Origin of the sequence: Clostridium acidisoli DSM 12555 (genome assembly GCF_900176305.1) — a bacterium.
In the GTDB taxonomy this organism is placed as follows: domain Bacteria; phylum Bacillota; class Clostridia; order Clostridiales; family Clostridiaceae; genus Clostridium_I; species Clostridium_I acidisoli.
This window is the reverse complement of record NZ_FWXH01000032.1, coordinates 1-18041: the sequence shown is the minus strand read 5'-3', so window position 1 is coordinate 18041 and position 18041 is coordinate 1. Positions and strand designations below refer to the sequence as shown.

Annotated in this window: 18 protein-coding genes and 3 tRNA genes; 1 reads left to right on the top strand and 20 read right to left on the bottom strand. The window is 31.5% G+C overall.

Features of this window, described 5'->3' with window-relative positions:
* From tuf to B8978_RS18125, 11 genes are all read right to left on the bottom strand, one after another.
* Entirely contained in the window at nucleotides 1-1194 is a 1194-nt protein-coding gene (tuf, locus tag B8978_RS18175) for an elongation factor Tu (protein WP_084117628.1), read from the bottom strand.
* Between the two features lie 84 nt (nucleotides 1195-1278).
* Nucleotides 1279-1354 (bottom strand) — tRNA-Thr (locus tag B8978_RS18170).
* A 9-nt stretch (nucleotides 1355-1363) separates the two neighbouring features.
* Nucleotides 1364-1438 (bottom strand) — tRNA-Gly (locus B8978_RS18165).
* Nucleotides 1439-1500: 62 nt separating this feature from the next.
* Complete coding sequence (sigH, locus tag B8978_RS18160; protein WP_242950596.1) at nucleotides 1501-2148, bottom strand: RNA polymerase sporulation sigma factor SigH; 648 nt, start codon at nucleotides 2146-2148, stop codon at nucleotides 1501-1503.
* Nucleotides 2149-2219: 71 nt separating this feature from the next.
* Nucleotides 2220-2732: an NYN domain-containing protein gene (locus B8978_RS18155; RefSeq protein ID WP_084117709.1), complete on the bottom strand. Its 513-nt coding sequence runs from the start codon at nucleotides 2730-2732 to the stop codon at nucleotides 2220-2222.
* A 2-nt stretch (nucleotides 2733-2734) separates the two neighbouring features.
* Nucleotides 2735-3550, bottom strand: a complete 816-nt coding sequence (rlmB, locus tag B8978_RS18150) for a 23S rRNA (guanosine(2251)-2'-O)-methyltransferase RlmB (protein ID WP_423236728.1) — start codon at nucleotides 3548-3550, stop codon at nucleotides 2735-2737.
* Between the two features lie 10 nt (nucleotides 3551-3560).
* Nucleotides 3561-4373 carry an FAD-dependent thymidylate synthase gene (gene thyX / locus B8978_RS18145; RefSeq protein WP_084117707.1) on the bottom strand — a complete coding sequence of 271 codons (813 nt, stop codon included), beginning with the start codon at nucleotides 4371-4373 and terminating at the stop codon, nucleotides 3561-3563.
* Nucleotides 4374-4389: 16 nt separating this feature from the next.
* A complete protein-coding gene (locus tag B8978_RS18140) occupies nucleotides 4390-4812 on the bottom strand; it encodes a Mini-ribonuclease 3 (protein ID WP_084117706.1) in 423 nt (140 codons plus the stop codon).
* Between the two features lie 15 nt (nucleotides 4813-4827).
* Nucleotides 4828-6225 (bottom strand): cysteine--tRNA ligase, encoded by a 1398-nt coding sequence (gene cysS, locus B8978_RS18135; RefSeq protein ID WP_084117705.1) that lies wholly within the window; start codon nucleotides 6223-6225, stop codon nucleotides 4828-4830.
* Between the two features lie 228 nt (nucleotides 6226-6453).
* Nucleotides 6454-7158, bottom strand: a complete 705-nt coding sequence (gene ispD / locus B8978_RS18130; protein WP_084117704.1) for a 2-C-methyl-D-erythritol 4-phosphate cytidylyltransferase — start codon at nucleotides 7156-7158, stop codon at nucleotides 6454-6456.
* 16 nt (nucleotides 7159-7174) lie between these two features.
* Entirely contained in the window at nucleotides 7175-8284 is a 1110-nt protein-coding gene (locus B8978_RS18125) for a PIN/TRAM domain-containing protein (RefSeq protein WP_084117703.1), read from the bottom strand.
* A 376-nt stretch (nucleotides 8285-8660) separates the two neighbouring features.
* Here B8978_RS18125 and B8978_RS18120 point away from each other — a divergent pair, with 376 nt between their 5' ends.
* Nucleotides 8661-9065, top strand: coding sequence for a nucleoside triphosphate pyrophosphohydrolase family protein (locus tag B8978_RS18120; RefSeq protein WP_084117702.1), 405 nt, complete (start codon nucleotides 8661-8663; stop codon nucleotides 9063-9065).
* A 45-nt stretch (nucleotides 9066-9110) separates the two neighbouring features.
* Here B8978_RS18120 and disA read toward each other — a convergent pair whose 3' ends face one another.
* From disA to B8978_RS18075, 9 genes are all read right to left on the bottom strand, one after another.
* A complete protein-coding gene (gene disA, locus B8978_RS18115; protein WP_084117701.1) occupies nucleotides 9111-10184 on the bottom strand; it encodes a DNA integrity scanning diadenylate cyclase DisA in 1074 nt (357 codons plus the stop codon).
* A gap of 15 nt (nucleotides 10185-10199) precedes the next feature.
* Nucleotides 10200-11552: a DNA repair protein RadA gene (radA, locus tag B8978_RS18110; protein ID WP_084117700.1), complete on the bottom strand. Its 1353-nt coding sequence runs from the start codon at nucleotides 11550-11552 to the stop codon at nucleotides 10200-10202.
* Nucleotides 11553-11666: 114 nt separating this feature from the next.
* On the bottom strand, nucleotides 11667-14105 hold the full coding sequence (locus tag B8978_RS18105; protein ID WP_084117699.1) for an ATP-dependent Clp protease ATP-binding subunit: 2439 nt from the start codon (nucleotides 14103-14105) through the stop codon (nucleotides 11667-11669).
* Between the two features lie 13 nt (nucleotides 14106-14118).
* Nucleotides 14119-15141 (bottom strand): protein arginine kinase, encoded by a 1023-nt coding sequence (locus B8978_RS18100; protein WP_084117698.1) that lies wholly within the window; start codon nucleotides 15139-15141, stop codon nucleotides 14119-14121.
* 1 nt (nucleotide 15142) lies between these two features.
* On the bottom strand, nucleotides 15143-15667 hold the full coding sequence (locus B8978_RS18095; protein WP_084117697.1) for a UvrB/UvrC motif-containing protein: 525 nt from the start codon (nucleotides 15665-15667) through the stop codon (nucleotides 15143-15145).
* A 72-nt stretch (nucleotides 15668-15739) separates the two neighbouring features.
* Complete coding sequence (locus tag B8978_RS18090) at nucleotides 15740-16198, bottom strand: CtsR family transcriptional regulator (protein WP_084117696.1); 459 nt, start codon at nucleotides 16196-16198, stop codon at nucleotides 15740-15742.
* Nucleotides 16199-16337: 139 nt separating this feature from the next.
* Nucleotides 16338-17291, bottom strand: a complete 954-nt coding sequence (locus B8978_RS18085; protein ID WP_084117695.1) for an ROK family protein — start codon at nucleotides 17289-17291, stop codon at nucleotides 16338-16340.
* Nucleotides 17292-17552: 261 nt separating this feature from the next.
* Entirely contained in the window at nucleotides 17553-17789 is a 237-nt protein-coding gene (locus B8978_RS18080) for a hypothetical protein (RefSeq protein WP_084117694.1), read from the bottom strand.
* 140 nt (nucleotides 17790-17929) lie between these two features.
* A tRNA-Asn gene (locus B8978_RS18075) sits at nucleotides 17930-18004 on the bottom strand.
* Nucleotides 18005-18041 lie beyond the last annotated feature (37 nt).

Genomic DNA, 18041 nt, shown 5'->3' with positions numbered 1-18041 from the left:
TTATTTAGTTATAGAAGTAACAACACCAGAACCAACTGTTCTTCCGCCTTCTCTTATAGCGAATCTTAAGTTGTCTGTCATAGCTACTGGGTTGATTAATTCAACTTTCATATCTATGTGATCTCCTGGCATTACCATTTCCATTCCGTCTGGTAATTTGATTGATCCTGTTACATCTGTTGTTCTGAAATAAAATTGTGGTCTGTATCCGTCAAAGAATGGTGTATGTCTTCCGCCTTCTTCTTTCTTTAATACATATACTTGACCTACGAATTTATTGTGTGGTGTTACTGAACCTGGTTTTGCTAATACTTGACCTCTTTCGATGTCTGTTCTTTGTATTCCTCTTAATAGTGCTCCTATGTTGTCTCCTGCCATTGCTTCATCTAGAAGCTTTCTGAACATTTCTACTCCTGTTACTACTGTCTTGCCTATTTCTTCTTTTAATCCTACGATTTCTACTTCGTCTCCTACATGTAGAATTCCACTTTCAACTCTTCCTGTTGCAACTGTTCCTCTTCCTGTGATTGTAAATACGTCTTCTATTGGCATTAAGAATGGCTTATCTGTTGCTCTTTCTGGTGTTGGTATATAGCTATCTACTTCTGCCATTAAGTCGTATATTGGTTTTGTTGCTTCTGGATCTGTTGGGTTTTCTAATGCTTTTAACGCACTTCCTACTACGATTGGTGTATCGTCTCCTGGGAAACCATACTCACTTAATAATTCTCTTACTTCCATCTCTACTAATTCAATTAGTTCTGGATCATCTACCATATCTGCTTTGTTTAAGAATACTACTATGTGTTGTACTCCAACTCTACTTGCTAATAGTATATGCTCTCTTGTTTGTGGCATTGGACCATCTGCTGCACTTACTACTAAGATTGCTCCATCCATTTGTGCTGCTCCTGTTATCATGTTCTTTACATAGTCAGCATGTCCTGGACAGTCTACATGCGCATAATGTCTATTATCTGTTTCATACTCAACGTGTGCTGTGTTGATTGTTATTCCTCTTTCTTTCTCTTCTGGTGCTTTATCGATTTCTGCGTAGTTTGTTGCTACTGCTCCACCTTTTTGTGCTAATACTGTTGTGATTGCTGCTGTTAATGTTGTCTTACCGTGATCTACGTGTCCTATTGTTCCTATGTTTACATGTGGTTTGTTTCTTTCAAATTTTGCTTTTGCCATTTTATTTATTCCTCCTTTTATTAAGCTAATTTCCCAAAAATCTATATAGTAAACTCTTCCACGCGTACTGCATTTTCCAAGTTTTGGAGCCCAAGGCCAGGCTTGAACTGGTGACCTCCACCTTACCAAGGTGACACTCTACCTACTGAGCTACATGGGCAATTTACATTGGAGCGGGAAACGGGTATCGAACCCGCGACACCTAGCTTGGGAAGCTAGTGCTCTACCACTGAGCTACTCCCGCACAGCCTACGATATTTGTATACCAGTTATATATTATAACATTCAGTAGGCACTTCGTCAATATCAATCATTTTTTTTATCTAGACATTTTTCTAATTTACGTTTTACCCTTTGAAGTGCATTGTCTATAGATTTAGCACCCCTATCTAAATCACACGCAATTTCCTGATATGATTTTCCTTCTATATATGATGTAAGAACTTCCATCTCTAAGGCTGAAAGAACCTCTCCAATTTCATTCTCAATTTTTGTGACTTGTTCCATTCCTATAACTAATTCCTCAGGGTCTGCTACACTTACACCGGATATTATATCTAGAAGAGTTCTGTCCGATTCTTCGTCATATATAGGTTTATTCAGAGAAATATATGTATTCAATGGTATATGTTTTTGCCTTGTAGCTGTTTTTATTGCGGTTATAATCTGTCTTGTAATACAAAGTTCTGCAAAAGCTTTAAATGATGCTAATTTATGTGGCTTAAAATCTCTTACTGCCTTGTATAAACCAATCATTCCTTCTTGATATATATCTTCTTTATCTGCGCCAATTAAAAAATATGATTTAGCTTTTATTTTTACAAAGTTTTCATACTTACTTATAAGATATTCCTGTGCCACTTTATCTCCATCTCTTGCACAAATAACAATTTCTTCATCTAATAATTCATCATACTTTGAATATTCTATAATATCATTACTTTTTTTTGTCAAGACTACACCCCCAATAAACACCAAACATTCTATTAAATTATACATTACTAATAATTTACAAGTCAAGTTTATTATTTATTTCTCCGCATTTCCTCTAGTTTTTCAGCGATTTCCTTGTCAATTCTCTCTTCTAATGTGTATCTTTTACCATCCTGATTTTTGTCACTTTCAACACGTATTTTATTCTCAACTTTTTTCACTTCATGATAAAATTCTATAGATGACATCCTAACTGCACCTCTTTGAAAAATAATTTGTTGTTCTAAGGAATCAGAAGTTACTACTAAAACTTCTGAAGTTCTCCCTATCCTATTCACATATTTTTCTATAAAACTATCTGCAGTTTCTCCTTCTTTTGTAAATACAACAATTAGGTTTTTACTTATCTTTTCCCTTTTTTCTAAGCTTTTGGCCTGAAGATGTGCGTCGAAAACCAAAAAAATTTTATACCCATTATACGTTCCATAATTCAGTAGTATGTCGATAAGTTTTGCTCTTGAGTTCTCCATGCTTCCTGTGTTATTATCCCTTAATTCTTCCCAACTATTTATTACGTTGTAGCCATCAACAAATATATTTTTCACTTTTATCCTCTTTTAATCCTCTGTTTTAATATTTCATACATGATTATACCAGCAGCTACAGATGCATTTAGAGATGTGATATTCCCCTTCATAGGTATTTTTACAAGGACATCACATTTCTCTTTAGTAAGTTTTGAAATTCCTTTTCCTTCACTTCCAACAACTAAAGCCACAGGCCCTGCAAAATTACTTTCAAAACAGTAACCTTCACCATCCATATGTGCACCATAAATCCACACACCTTTTTTCTTAAGATTATCTATTGCAACATTGATATTAGTAACTTTAGCTATCTTCATATATTCTACAGCTCCAGCAGATGATTTATATACTGTTGGGGTTACTCCAACATTTCTGCGTTTTGGTATAATTATTCCATGAGCTCCACATATTTCTGCTGTTCTAACTATAGATCCAAAATTATGTGGATCTTCAATTTCATCTAAAAGAATTATAAACGGATCTTCATCTTTTGATTTAGCATATTCTAATATGTCATCTATTTCACAATATTTGTATGGAGTAACATATGCTATAACACCTTGATGTGCTCCTGTAACAGATATTTGATCTAATTTCCTTCTATCAACTTCTTTTATTACAATTCCTTTGTCTTTAGCTAATGCGTATACTACATTTATTGATCCCTCAGTATCACCACCTGAAACCAATATTTGTTCCACCGTTCTATCTGATTTCAAGGCTTCAATTACAGCATTTCTACCTTCAATTATATCTTCTCTATCTGAGTTTTCAGAAGCATTAGTGTTTTCTTTATGTGCCCCTGCTTTATTATTATATTTTTGTTTTTGTTTTATTTCCCTCATCTTAACTCCTCTTATCTAAGTAGAATTTTCTTATTTCTACTGCTTTACCACAAGTCATATTACCCTCACTGCAAGGTCCATTAACACATTTAGGTCCACTTTTTTCAAAAAGTATAGGTGATATTTCTTTCGCAGCTTTAAGCATTTCTTTTGCCAATTCTCTAATTTCCCATTGAGCTCTTAAGCAGCACCTTTCATTAAAAAAATGCATTAATTCCCTTGCATTCATGGTCATGATTATTTTCGTTTCACAAGCGTTAGGGAACACATATCTAGCATCTTCAATGGCTTTTTTTTCAGCATTACTTAATAATTTTTTGTTATCTTTTTCGGTAATTTCCTTCTCTGAACTTAATTTATTCTTTGAAACAAATTCTTGAATTAAAGCATTTAATGCTACTTTTTTTAATATGTCAACAAGCTTATCATATGTTTCCTGATCTTTTTCCATGCATTCTATAAAAAGCTTTTTTGCCTCGACATTTGCTTCAATTTCAGGAGGAATAATGTATTCAAATTGTTTTAAGTTAACATATCTTTGGCTTTGCTGTGAATATGATGCTAATCTATGCCTTACAAGTTGATGTGTTAAACTTCTTGACACTCCCTCTATTGCAAAAGTAAACGACACATGTTCAATAGTTGAAAAATGTCCATAGGACATTATCATATTTATAAATTTCTTTGTGCTATTCTCATCTAATTTGTCAATTATATCATCTACTCCAGCAGAACTATAACAGAGTTTACCTGCTGCAGCAATTACTCTCTCCGGATTTTTTGTGTGTTCTATAATCTTTACTTTCAATGACATTTATATATCCTCCAATTTAGTGAATGGATGGCTTTATATCCACAATTATTTGAAAAAAGTAATTAATTCTATCTTTTTGTTCTGTAAGATATAAATATCCAAATAGTGCTTCAAAACCTGTGGCCATCCTATATTCACCTACATTTGCATTTTTAGGTACAGTAGCTGATTTTGCATTTCGTCCTCTTTTGTATATGTTCATTTCTTCTTCTGTAAGCTCATCAACAATAACTTTCATAAGCTCGCTCTGAGCGTGAGCTTTCACAAACGAAATTGCTTTCACATGAAGTTTATGAACATTCATTTCCCTATTTTTATTAACTATAAAGGCCCTTACAAATATTTCATAAATCCCATCACCTACAAAAGCCAATACCAGTGGATTTAAATTTCTAGCATCTTGTTTTGTAAAAGTTCCTTTTAATAAATCAAATTCCATAAAACTACTCCTTAATTAGGCTTTTTTCCACCTTACTCCTTGAGGAGTATCTAAAAGTGTTATGCCTTTTGCTTTCAAGTCATCTCTAATTTCATCAGCTAATTTGAAATTTTTATTTTTTCTTGCTTCTTGTCTTTTTTCTATTAATTCTTCTATCTCATCTTCTAAACTTGATTTTGTAGACTTCTGCAATATTCCTAACGGTGTACCTAAGTCTTTTATTAAATCAATAGCATATTGAAGAGCCTCTTTTGAAAAGTCAGCATTAACATTTACATTTATTTCTTTTATCAAATCAAATATAATTGATATAGCATCTGCTGTATTAAAATCATCATCCATTTTTTCAATATACTTTTGTTTATATGAATCTAATTTTTTTATATATTCTACTTCTTTATCATTTAATTTTTCTGTATTAGATGCTTCCTTTAAACTTTCTAAGTTATCTAAACTATTATAAAGCCTTTCTAATGAAGTTTTAGAAGCTTCCAATAAATCTATACTATAATTTAATTGAGTTCTGTAATGTGCGCTAAGCATAAGTAATCTTATAACTTCAGAATCAAATTTTTTAAGTGCATCTCTGGCAGTTAGAAAATTATTTAGAGACTTTGACATTTTTTTATTATTTACATTTAAGTATGCTGCATGCATCCAATAATTTGCAAAAGTTTTTCCAGTTCTACCTTCACTTTGAGCTATTTCATTTTCATGATGAGGAAAAACCAAATCCATTCCACCTGCATGAATATCTATTGTATCACCTAATAAATCATGTGCCATACATGAGCATTCTATATGCCAGCCAGGTCTGCCTTCACCCCAAGGACTTTTCCATGAAGGTTCCCCTTCTTTCTTACCTTTCCAAATTGCAAAGTCCATAGGATCTTTTTTTCTTTCATCTACATTTATTCTTACTCCTGATTTTAATTCATCTAAATTTTGTCCTGATAACTTTCCATAATCCTGAAATTTTTGTGTACTGTAATAAACATCTCCGTCAATCTCATATGCATATCCTTTGTTTATCAGTTCCTGTACAAATTCTATAATGTCATCAATGTATTCAGTTGCTCTTGGATTTACTGTAGCTCTCTCAATATTTAATCCATCTGCATCCTTATAATACTCAGAAATAAATTTGTCTCCAAGTTCTTTAATTGTTATGCCATCTTCATTTGCCTTATTTATCATTCTATCATCAATATCAGTAAAATTCTGAATAAACTTAACTTTATATCCTTTATACTCAAAATATCTTCTTACTGTATCAAATATTATAAAAGTTCTTGCATTCCCTATGTGAAAGAAATTGTAAACTGTTGGCCCACAAACATACATTTTCACTTCTCCTGATGTTATAGGTACAAATTCTTCTTTTTTCTTAGACATTGTGTTGTATATTCTCATATTTTTTCCTCCTAATTTATATATAAACAAAATCATATTTTCATTATAATATCATAAGTAATTATTATAAAAAATGTGCTTTAATTAGCTTGATTTATCTATAAATAAGATTATAGCATTTCAATTGTTTAATCGTAAAGCTTAAGTTCTAAACACATGAATTTTAAGATAGTATTTTAAAAACTCACCCTACTAATAGGGTGAGCCATATAAATGTGAAATTCTATCTTAATCAATGTTATCAATACTAAAATGTTTCAAAATTTTTTCACCTAGTAGCAAATCATCTGGAGTTGTTATTTTAATATTATCGTAACTTCCATCATATAAAAACACTTTATTTCCACACATTTCCGCCACACTTGTATCATCAGTTACACTTATATTTTTACCTGCCACATCTTCATGTGCTTTTAGTATAAGCTCCAATCTAAAACACTGTGGAGTCTGAACACAAAACAGTTCACTTCTATTAAGTGTACCTTTAGAAAAACCAGAGTGACTTTTGATTTTTATAGTATCTTTTGGCTGAACCCCACACGCACTAGCTCCATAAATTTTTGCATAATTTATTCCATCTTCTATTATTCTAGCATCTATAAATGGTCTTGCACCATCATGTATAATTACTATATCACAATCTGTAACAGCCTTTAATCCATTTAGGACTGAGTCTCTTCTGTCTTCCCCTCCAGGAACTATTTTCTTAACTTTTTTAAATGAATAAGGCAAAACTATTTCTTTTTTGCAATATTCCAATTCTTCTTTTCCAGCTACAAGTATTATAGAGTCTATATTCTTATTGTTTTCAAATGCCTCTAAAGTATGTGCCAGTATTGGTTTATTGTTTAATTCAAGAAAAAGTTTGTTAATAGCTTTTCCCATGCGCCTTCCTTTTCCACCTGCTACAACTATAGCACAATTTTCACTCATTATATTACCCCTTGTCCTAGGCCTCTTTTTGTTTTGCAAATATCATTCTACCAGCTGCTGTTTGTAATACGGATGTAACTGCTACACTTAGCGTTTCTCCTATGTGTTTTCTTCCACCTTCAACAACGATCATAGTTCCATCATCAAGATATGCTACACCTTGACCTGATTCTTTTCCATCTTTTACTATTGTTATTTTCATTTCTTCTCCAGGCAAAACAACTGGCTTTACGGCATTAGCTAATTCATTTATGTTTAATACAGGAACCCCTTTGAATTCCGCCACTTTATTCAAATTATAATCATTGGTTACAACTTTTCCATTTAAAACTTGCGCCAATTTCAAAAGTTTTATATCCACTTCTTGAATTTCAGGAAAATCTTTTTCGTATATTTGCACCTCAACATTTAACTCTTTTTGAATTCTGTTTAATACATCAAGACCTCTTCTTCCTCTATTCCTTTTTAATCCATCAGATGAATCGGCTATATGTCTAAGTTCAGCTAGTACAAAATTTGGTATTACTAGAGTACCTTCAACAAATCCAGTTTGACATATATCAAAGATTCTACCATCAATTATAACAGATGTATCAAGAACTTTAGCAGTCCCTCTTACATTATTTTTACTCTTTTTTTCTCTATTAGAATTTGATCTTTTTAATCCTGAAAAAAAGCCCATTATCTCTTCTCTTTTTTTTACAGATATATCTGCTACAAAGGCAGCAACTATAATACATATGCTTATTTCAATAATTGTCCATAATATTTGAATCCATAATACTTGAGATGGTTTAGGAAATAAGCTAACTATTGACACAGAAATAATAAGTCCTATAATTCCACCTATTGTTCCAAAAACTATTTCTGAAATTTGTAACTTTTGTATATTTGTTTCAAAATAATCCATAGTCCCAGTAATTGCTTTAATAACCCAAGGAGACACCATAAAAAATATTAATCCAACAAATAAGATAGAAAAAATATAGAATAAGACCGTTTCAATTGTATTACCTTTCGAAATAAATTTTGAAATAGAACCGCTATTTATTAATTCACCGCCAAAAATCCAACCTAATGCAAGGCCAATAACAGTAAATAGCCCCCTCAATAATTTTTTTAGCAAAATATTCACCTCCATTTATATTATTACCATGTTTTTCTTTTTTTAATACATTTTCCTCCTTGTCCTTAATATATAATATAAACATTACATTTTCAACAAAAGTAAACGTTTTTAATAAAATGTTAATGGTATATTTATATATAGTTATTATAATACCACTATATTAAAATTTTTCATACTACTTGTAAACGCTTATACCATTTTTTATAACATGGCATGTATTAACATCTAAATCCCCCTATTAATAAAAAAGTACTTGTTTTATCATATAAATATAATCTAATTTGTATTTAACCTTTATTGACAAACTCAATGTAAAGATTTTATAATCAAAATAAAGGCATTTATTAATTCTTTATAAGGGGAGATGAGCCTAGTGAAAGATATAATTTTTGATGATTTTCAAAACAGCGTTGAAAGTTCTTTAGTTAGACATAAAAGTTTGATTGACATAATAACAAAATTGCAAGAATCTGATGCAAGAATTAATAGAGCTATCGCTAAGTCTATTACAAATTGTGGTTGTATTGAAATTAACGCCAAAAGGCAACAAATTCCAGAAAATGATTCCAATTTAAATATAGATAACCTAAGTGAATGTCTTCAAACACATGTAATAGGACAATTGTGTGAAAACTGCCGTGATGTACTCGAAGGCGAAATTGGAACCCACTTGTTTTATTTGACTTCTCTTTGTAATACTCTAGGTATTAATTTATACGATGTACTTATAAGAGAAAACGACAATATTAATACCTTAGGGAAATATAATCTTAGGTAACACACTAGAGTTATACTAATGTATAACTCTAGTGCCATAATATCCTTAGAATTGCCTATTTAAGATAAATTGTTCCCTTAGTCTTCTTAGTCCGTCTTTTATTGCCTTTGCCCTAGCTTCACCAATTCCTTCAACATTATCAAGTTCCTCATAAGAAGCTTCTAAAACAGCTTTTAATTCTTTAAAATGTTTAACCAAATTTTCGATTACATTTGCTGGTATCCTTGGAATCTTGCTTAGCATTCTATAACCTCTAGGTGATATAAGTGTATCTACAATAGGCACCCCAGAATATCCTAGATGTCTTGATATAGTGTCTAAATCCAAGAACTCTTCTGAACTTATATTTTGTACATTTTTATACACATCACTATAATCTATGCCACTCTGACAATAATCCCTTATAAGAAGAATTCCATCCTGTTCTACATTTTTGGCAAGTTCGTTAAGTTGCATGGAAATTAGTCTTCCTTCATTTCCTAGCTCACATATATATCTTTGGATTTCTGCTACAATTCGCATTACCATTTCAGTTCTTTGTATTACCGTCAATACATCAAAAAGTGTTGCTAAATCTTGAAATTCTAGCAAATTTAGATTAGTTACTACTCTATCTAAGACAGATACATATTTCTCCAAAGTTTGCAAAGCTTGATTAGCTCGTGCAAGCATTACACTGCTATCTCTAAGTACATACTTTATATCGTCTTTGTATATTGTTATAACATTTCTTCTTTGAGATATAGCTACAACAACATTTCCTGTTTGCCTTGCTACCCTTTGAGCAGTTCTATGTCTAGTACCAGTTTCAAATGTTGGTATTGAAAAATCTGGTATAAGCTGTACATTTGCACTTATAATCTTTTTTAAATCTGAACTTAAAACTATAGCTCCATCCATCTTTGCTAACTCATAAACATATGATGGACTATATTCTGAATTTATTTTAAATCCACCATCCATTAAATCCATTATTTTCTGATTGTCACCTAATACTATGAGTCCCCCTGTTTTAGCTCTTAAAATATTTTCAAGTCCTTCTCTAAGCTGAGTACCAGGAGCCAAAATTTTTAGGACATCCATCAGTATTTTGTCTTTTTTTAATCTTAATTCATTCACAATTTATCACCTTATTCAAAATACTTTATTTACCGCTTCCCTTAAGGAAGATACGCCATATGCACCTATTTTACTTGCTTTAATCTTTCCAATATTTCTTTCTGGTATTATAATATTTATAAATCCCATTTTTTCTGCTTCATTTACTATTCTTTCGCAATAAGAAATCGGTCTTACTTCACCTGTAAGTCCTATTTCACCCACTACAATCATTTTATCGAGTTTTGTCTCCTTATTCTTTATACTAGAAATCAAAGCTAATGCTAAACCTAAATCTGCAAATGTGCCATCTATACTAAGTCCACCTACCACGTTTACATACACATCACAATTATAAAATGGTATTTTAAGCTTTTTTTCTAACACTGCCAAGATTAAATTTAGTCTAGCGGAATCTATACCTACAACGGTTCTTCTTGGCATTACTGACTTAGTCTCACTTACAAGTGCCTGAATTTCAACTAAGATAGGTCTTGTGCCCTCCATAATTCCTATTACAATTGAACCTTCCTGTTTAAAATTAGTTTCTTCTAAAAATACATTTGAAGGGTTTGATACCTCTAGAAGCCCCTCCTCTTCCATTTCAAAGACTCCAATTTCACTTGTTGTTCCAAAACGATTTTTTATTGTTCTAAGTATTCTAAATTCCTCGGTTCTTTCGCCTTCAAAAGAAAGCACACTATCTACCATATGTTCTAATACTCTCGGTCCAGCTAACTCTCCCTGCTTTGTAACATGTGCAACAATAAAAAATGATATTCCCTTACTCTTCCCTATTCTCATTATTTCATTTGCGCATTCTCTAACTTGAGATACACTTCCAGGTGCAGAACTTACAGCTGCTTTAAATACTGTTTGAATTGAATCTATTATTACAAATATGGGTTTTATCTGTTCTATTTGTAACGAAATTACATCCATGTTTGTTTCAGATAATACAAAAAGATTGTTGGAGTTCACACCAAGTCTGTCACTTCTCATTTTGATTTGTTCTTCTGATTCCTCACCAGAAACATAAAGGACCTTTCCATATCTTTTAGCTATATTATCTGCACTTTGCAAAAGCAAAGTTGATTTTCCAATTCCAGGTGATCCTGAAATAAGAGTTAACGACCCCTTTACAAGTCCGCCACCTAAAACTCTATTAAGTTCACCAATGCCAGTATTATATCTTTCATGTTCTCCTGATTTTATATTAACTATACATTTAGGTTCATTATTTCCGCTTAAAATTACATTTTTATCACTTTTTACAGCTACTTCTTCTACAAAACTGTTCCATGTATTGCAATTCGGGCATTTTCCCATCCACTTCAAGCTTTCAAATCCACATTCTTGACATACAAAAACTGTTTTACTTTTAGCCATTATCTAGCCTCCTTGATGCCATATATTTATTATACAATATCTTTTAATATATTTGTTAAATTATATTAAATTTTATAGCTAACAAAAAAGCAGGGGAGAAAACTCCCCTACTTTTTAAGCCTTAGAAAATTCAAGTTCATTATCTTTAACAGTTACTGAAACTTCATCGCCTTTGTGAAGATCTCCATTTAATATTTCTTCTGAAATTTTATCTTCTACGATTTTAGTTATAGTTCTTCTTAAAGGTCTTGCTCCATAACTTGGATCATATCCCTTTTCTGCCAGAAGTTTTTCTGCTTCCTCAGAAAATTTAATATTTATTTCTTGGTCATTAAGCCTCTCACTTACTGATTTAAGCATAAGTTTAACAACTTTTTGCAAATCATTTTCAACAAGTTGATGGAATACAATTATATCATCAATTCTATTCAAAAATTCTGGTCTAAAAGAATGTTTCAATTCATCCATTATATTTTCTTTCATCTTTTCATATTCAGTATCTTTATTATCATTACCCATAGTAAATCCTAATGACTTTTGTTTTTTAATTGTAGCTGCACCAACGTTTGATGTTAAGATTATTATTGTATTTCTAAAATTAACTGTTTTTCCTTTACCATCAGTAAGTCTTCCATCTTCAAGTATTTGAAGCAGGATATTAAATACTTCTGGATGTGCTTTTTCAATCTCATCAAATAACACAACTGAATATGGTTTTCTTCTAACCTTTTCTGTTAGTTGACCGCCTTCATCAAAACCTACATATCCTGGAGGTGATCCTATAAGTCTTGATACAGTATGCTTCTCCATATATTCTGACATATCAATCCTAATTATACTATTTTCATCGCCAAACATAGCTTCTGCAAGAGCCTTAGACAACTCTGTTTTACCAACTCCAGTTGGTCCTAAAAATATAAAGGAGCCAATAGGTCTCTTTGGATCTTTTAAACCAACTCTTGCTCTTCTAACAGCCCTAGCCACAGATTTAACAGCTTCCTCTTGTCCAATGACCCTTTTATGCAATATATCTTCTAACTTTAATAGTTTTTCGGACTCTTTTTCTGTAAGTTTTTCTACAGGAATATTAGCCCATTTAGAAACCACTGCTGCAATTTGAGTTTCTGTTACAATATGATTTTCAACATCATTTTTATTTTTCCAGTTAGCCTTGAAATCCTCTATCTTAGATTTCAATTCCTTTTCTTTATCTCTTAATCTTGCTGCTTTTTCAAAGTCTTGAAGTCTTATGGCATCAGCCTTTTCCTTTGTTGCTTTTTCTAGGTCTTCTTCTTGACTCTTTAAATCTGGTGGAGCCGTTAAATTTTCTATTCTTACTTTAGCTCCTGCTTCATCAATTAAGTCGATTGCCTTATCAGGTAAAAATCTATCTGTAATATATCTTTCAGATAAGTTTACTGCTGCCTCTAATGCATCGTCTGTAATCTTTACTCTATGGTGTGCTTCATATTTATCACGAAGACCTTTTAATATAAGAACAGCTTCCTCTAAAGATGGCTCTCCTACCATTACTGGCTGAAATCTTCTTTCAAGTGCAGTATCCTTTTCAATATATTTTCTATATTCATCTATAGTCGTTGCACCTATACATTGAATCTCGCCTCTTGCTAAAGATGGTTTTAGTATATTTGATGCATCTATTGCACCTTCAGCTCCACCAGCTCCAATTATTGTATGAATCTCATCTATAAATAATATTACATTCCCAGCTTTTCTTATCTCATTCATTACCTTTTTTAATCTTTCTTCAAATTCTCCTCTGTATTTTGATCCAGCAACCATTGAAGATATATCTAAAGTAATTACTCTCTTATTCTTTAAAATCTCTGGTATGTTACCTGCAACTATTCTTTCCGCAAGGCCCTCAGCAATGGCTGTTTTTCCTACACCTGGATCACCAATAAGACAAGGATTATTTTTAGTTCTTCTGCAAAGTATTTCTAGAATTCTTTGGGTTTCTTTGTCTCTTCCTATTACTGGATCTAATTTACCATCAGCTGCCATTTCAGTAAGATCTCTTCCGAATTGATCCAATGTAGGTGTTGGTTCTCCCGATTTATTTTCAGCTTTGTTACTTGGACTAGCTTCTTTTCCTCCTGCTAAACTTGATAAAATTTCTTTTCTAAGTTTATCAAAGTCAACATTTAGGTTACTTAGTATAGTAACTGCAACTCCTTCTCCTTCTCTAATAAGCGCAAGTAATATGTGTTCTGGACTAATGTAATTATGATTTAAATTTGTTGCCTCTAAGGCACTTATTTCAAGCAGTCTTTTTGTTCTAGGTGTAAGTGGAATATCATTTCTATATAACTCAAAATCACCTTTTCCTTCATATTCTGCAATTAAGCTTCTTACTCCGTCAATTGTAACCCCCATGCTATTAAGAATCTTCTTTGATGTCCCTTCATCTTCCTTTAGTATTCCAAGAAGTATATGTTCAGTTCCCACATAACCATGTTGAAACATCTGTGCTTCTTCTTTTGCAAATACTAAAACTTTTTCTGTTCTCTCATTAAATCTGTTGATAAACATAATAAATCACCACCTATTTTAATTTTTCTCTAATATAATCTGCTCTTTTTATGTTCAAATCTTTTGCACTTAATTTATTATCGAACATTTTCCCAAGAGTTGCAGGCTGCGTATTCACCAATAAATAATTTAAAACCTTTTTATTTATATTATTTATTATTCCCATCTCTACACCCATTCTAACATTGGAAAGTAATTTTAAGCATTCTCCTGAATCAATAACTCTAGCTGTCTTTAATATACCTAATGATCTAAATATTTTATCCTCTAGCTCATATCTGTAATTTTTTAACGCCTGTTCTCTTGAAAGATTTTCCTGATTTACAAGTTGATTTACAACGGCTTTTAAATTAGCTATTATATCTCTTTCACTAATACCAAGTGTAACCTGATTTGATATTTGAAAAAGGTTGCTATATCCTCCTGAACCTTCTCCATACAATCCTCTTATGGTCATCCCAACTTGTGTAAGTGTATTTAATATGCCGTTGATTTGATTATTCATAGATAAAGCTGGTAAATGAAGCATAACTGAAGCTCTTAATCCTGTACCTATATTGGTTGGACATGCAGTTAAATATCCAATCTTTTCATCAAACGCATAATCAATTTTTTCTTCAATTAAGTCATCAATTTTATTTGAATAATCTAAAATTTCGTCTAAATCAAGCCCACCACTAATGCACTGAAGTCTTATATGATCTTCTTCGTTTATCATGATACTTACTGTTTGGTCATTATTTAAAATAAAAGCTGACTTTAAGTCATTTTCCACTAACTTGCTGCTAACTAAATGCTTCTCTATAAAAGATAACCTAGAATTGTTGTCTTCTCCCCAAAGATGAACGCTTTTAAAATTTTCTTTAGTATGAGATGAAGAAAAAAATGCATCTTCAATTTTATTTACAATACTTCTAGCTTTTTCATCAGAAAGTTTATCTGGAAATGGCTCATCTTTTATATTTCTTGCAAGCCTTATTCTACTGCTGATTACTAAACTGTCAGGTTCTTCTTCACATTCTAACCAATTCTGCATGTTATTCTTCTCTCCCTTCACTATTTATTTTTCTAATCTCATCTCTTATGTTTGCAGCTTTTTCATATTCTTCAAGTGCAATAGCTTTTTGAAGCTCTTGTTTTAGTGTGTCCATTCTCTTTTTTTCAATTATATCCTTACCACATTTTTTAGGTATTTTACCTACATGTTCAACTTTACCTTGTACCCTATTTATAACAGGATATACTGTGGAACTAAAATTTTTATAACATTCGCTGCATCCTAATAACCCTTTTTCTTTAAACTCTCTTAACGTCATCCCACAATTCTTACATGATACATCTGTATCTGTGCTATTTTTATGGCTTTCTCCAATATAATCCATCAAACCACTTAATATATTTTGAAACGAAAACGGAGATATTATTCCCATTTCACTAACAACATTAAATCCATCAAATTTTTTAGCGCAATGTTCACATAATCTTATTTCCTGTTTATTACCATTTACTATCTTTGTGACGTAAAAAATTGCCTCGTTCTTTTTACACATTTCACACAACATAAGTCATCAATCCTCCTTAACCCATAAAAGGAATACACCTTGATTATACATTTATTTATATAGTTTGTAAAATTATAACATGATAGCAATAAAAGATGATTTTAATATTTCTGCTCTTACTTTATTTCTATTATTAGTAATTGATGCTAATGTCCTGTCATTGATTACTGACTTTAAAATATTGGACTCTCTACAAGTTATAATCTCTGCTTCCATTAATGCATCTATAATTTTAACGCCTCCATCATATGTTATATTTCCACCAATTTTATCCAGTATTATATCTACTAGAGGTTTGTTTTCAACATATTCTACTTTATATATTTTAATACATCCTCCGCCACCTCTTTTGCTCTCGATATAATAACCTTTTTCCGTAGTAAATCTAGTTGTTAAAACATAATTAATTTGTGATGGTGCACAACAAAAGTGATTAGCAAGCTCATTCCTTTGGATCTCTACCATATTTTTTTTAGTATCAGATATCATTTCTTTTATGAACTGCTCTATAGTATCAGATATTCTAATCATCTAAAATTCCCTTCTTATTAAACCTTGACTTTCTTTGACTTTAATATTATTATAATACTTTTTTTTAATTTTGCAATACTCTTATAAATATTAAAAGAGACTGCATGTCCATGCAGTCTCTAAATTAACTAATATTACTTTATCTATCTGACTCAGTTATAGCTAGTGCAACAGCTCCTATAACTCCTGCATCTGTGCCTAATCCAGCTGGAGCTATTTTACATGAATTCGCCATACTATCAAAACATCTTTCTTTAACAACTTCTCTAACTTTTTCAAATACTATGCTTCCGCCATTAGTTACACCACCACCGATAATAACCATTTCAGGATCAAAACTAGCAATAATATTAGCTATACATATTCCTAAGTAGTTAAGACATGAATCTAATATTTCAGAAGCAACTTTATCACCTTTTTCGGCCTCTTTAAACACTTCATAGGAAGATACTTCTTTGTAATTTTTTAATGATGTTTCTTCTCCTCTTTGAACAGCTTCCTTTGCCCTTTTACCAATTGCTGTCCCTGATGCTAAAGCTTCAACACATCCATAATTTCCGCAGTTACACCTTGGACCATTCTTTTCAATTGTTGTATGTCCTATCTCTAAAGCATTACAAGTACTTCCTCTATATATTCTGCCATTTAATATTGCACCACCACCAACGCCTGTGCTTACTGTAACAAACACCATATTCTCAGTTCCTTTTCCTGCACCAAAAATATGTTCGCCAATAGCCGCAACATTTGCATCATTATCTAAATATGTAGCAATATTAAATCTTTCGCTTATAGGTTTTACTAATTCAAAGTTTTCAAACGGTAAATTTGGAGTTGAAATTACAATTCCCTTTTTAACATCCAAAGGTCCAGGTGATCCTATTCCTATCGCTTTAATTTCTTCTGAACTTTTTTTACCGTCCTCTAAAACCTTTTCAATTACCGTAAAAATTCTTTTTAATACACTCTCTTCTCCCTCTGATGCATTTGTAGGTAATACATATTTGCTTATTATATCCCCACTTAAATTTGCCAAAGCTCCACTTATTTTAGTTCCTCCTAAATCAATTCCTATAACATATTCTTTCACAATCGTTTACCTCCCTAATATTTGTATAAAATATATTTATCCATTGGCTACCACCGTAAGCCTACACTTTTGAAAGCATTGAGTTAACGGTTGCTACACACTGGATTTAGTTCAACTAGCATTTAATTTATACTCTATTAATAACCTAAACGTTAGTTAAATAAGTCTACCAATTAATTTTATGAATTACATAAAATATTATAACATAGGTTCAAGTAAAATTCTAAACATAAATTTTGATATAAATCACATAACAAAAAATTGCTACTTGCCTTTACATACCTTTATAGAATAGCTACCATCATTATTTTTTATCTTTTCATATATTAAAAAATTTTTATTTCTTAGCATACTTTTAAATATTTCTAATTCCAACTTGTTTTTTTCAGTTATAGTAATCGTTAAGTTGTCGTTTGTGTTAATTAATTCCATATAATCATCTATGCTACTATAATCCTCTAAAGTAATTAGACCTCTAAAATCCAATCTATAATCACACATAATAAATTATCTCCTATATTTCAAATATACTTTTAGTATATTTGAAAGGCATTAATTTATTCATGGTATTAATTTCATCTTTTATATAAGTAAAAAACGTCAGCTAAACATAATCAGCTGACGTAAATAATTTAAAATAATGGCTCCGCGAAAAGGATTCGAACCTTCAACCTATCGGTTAACAGCCGAGTGCTCCACCGTTGAGCTATCGCGGAACATTGACCCAGCGACGACCTACTCTTCCACAGGGCT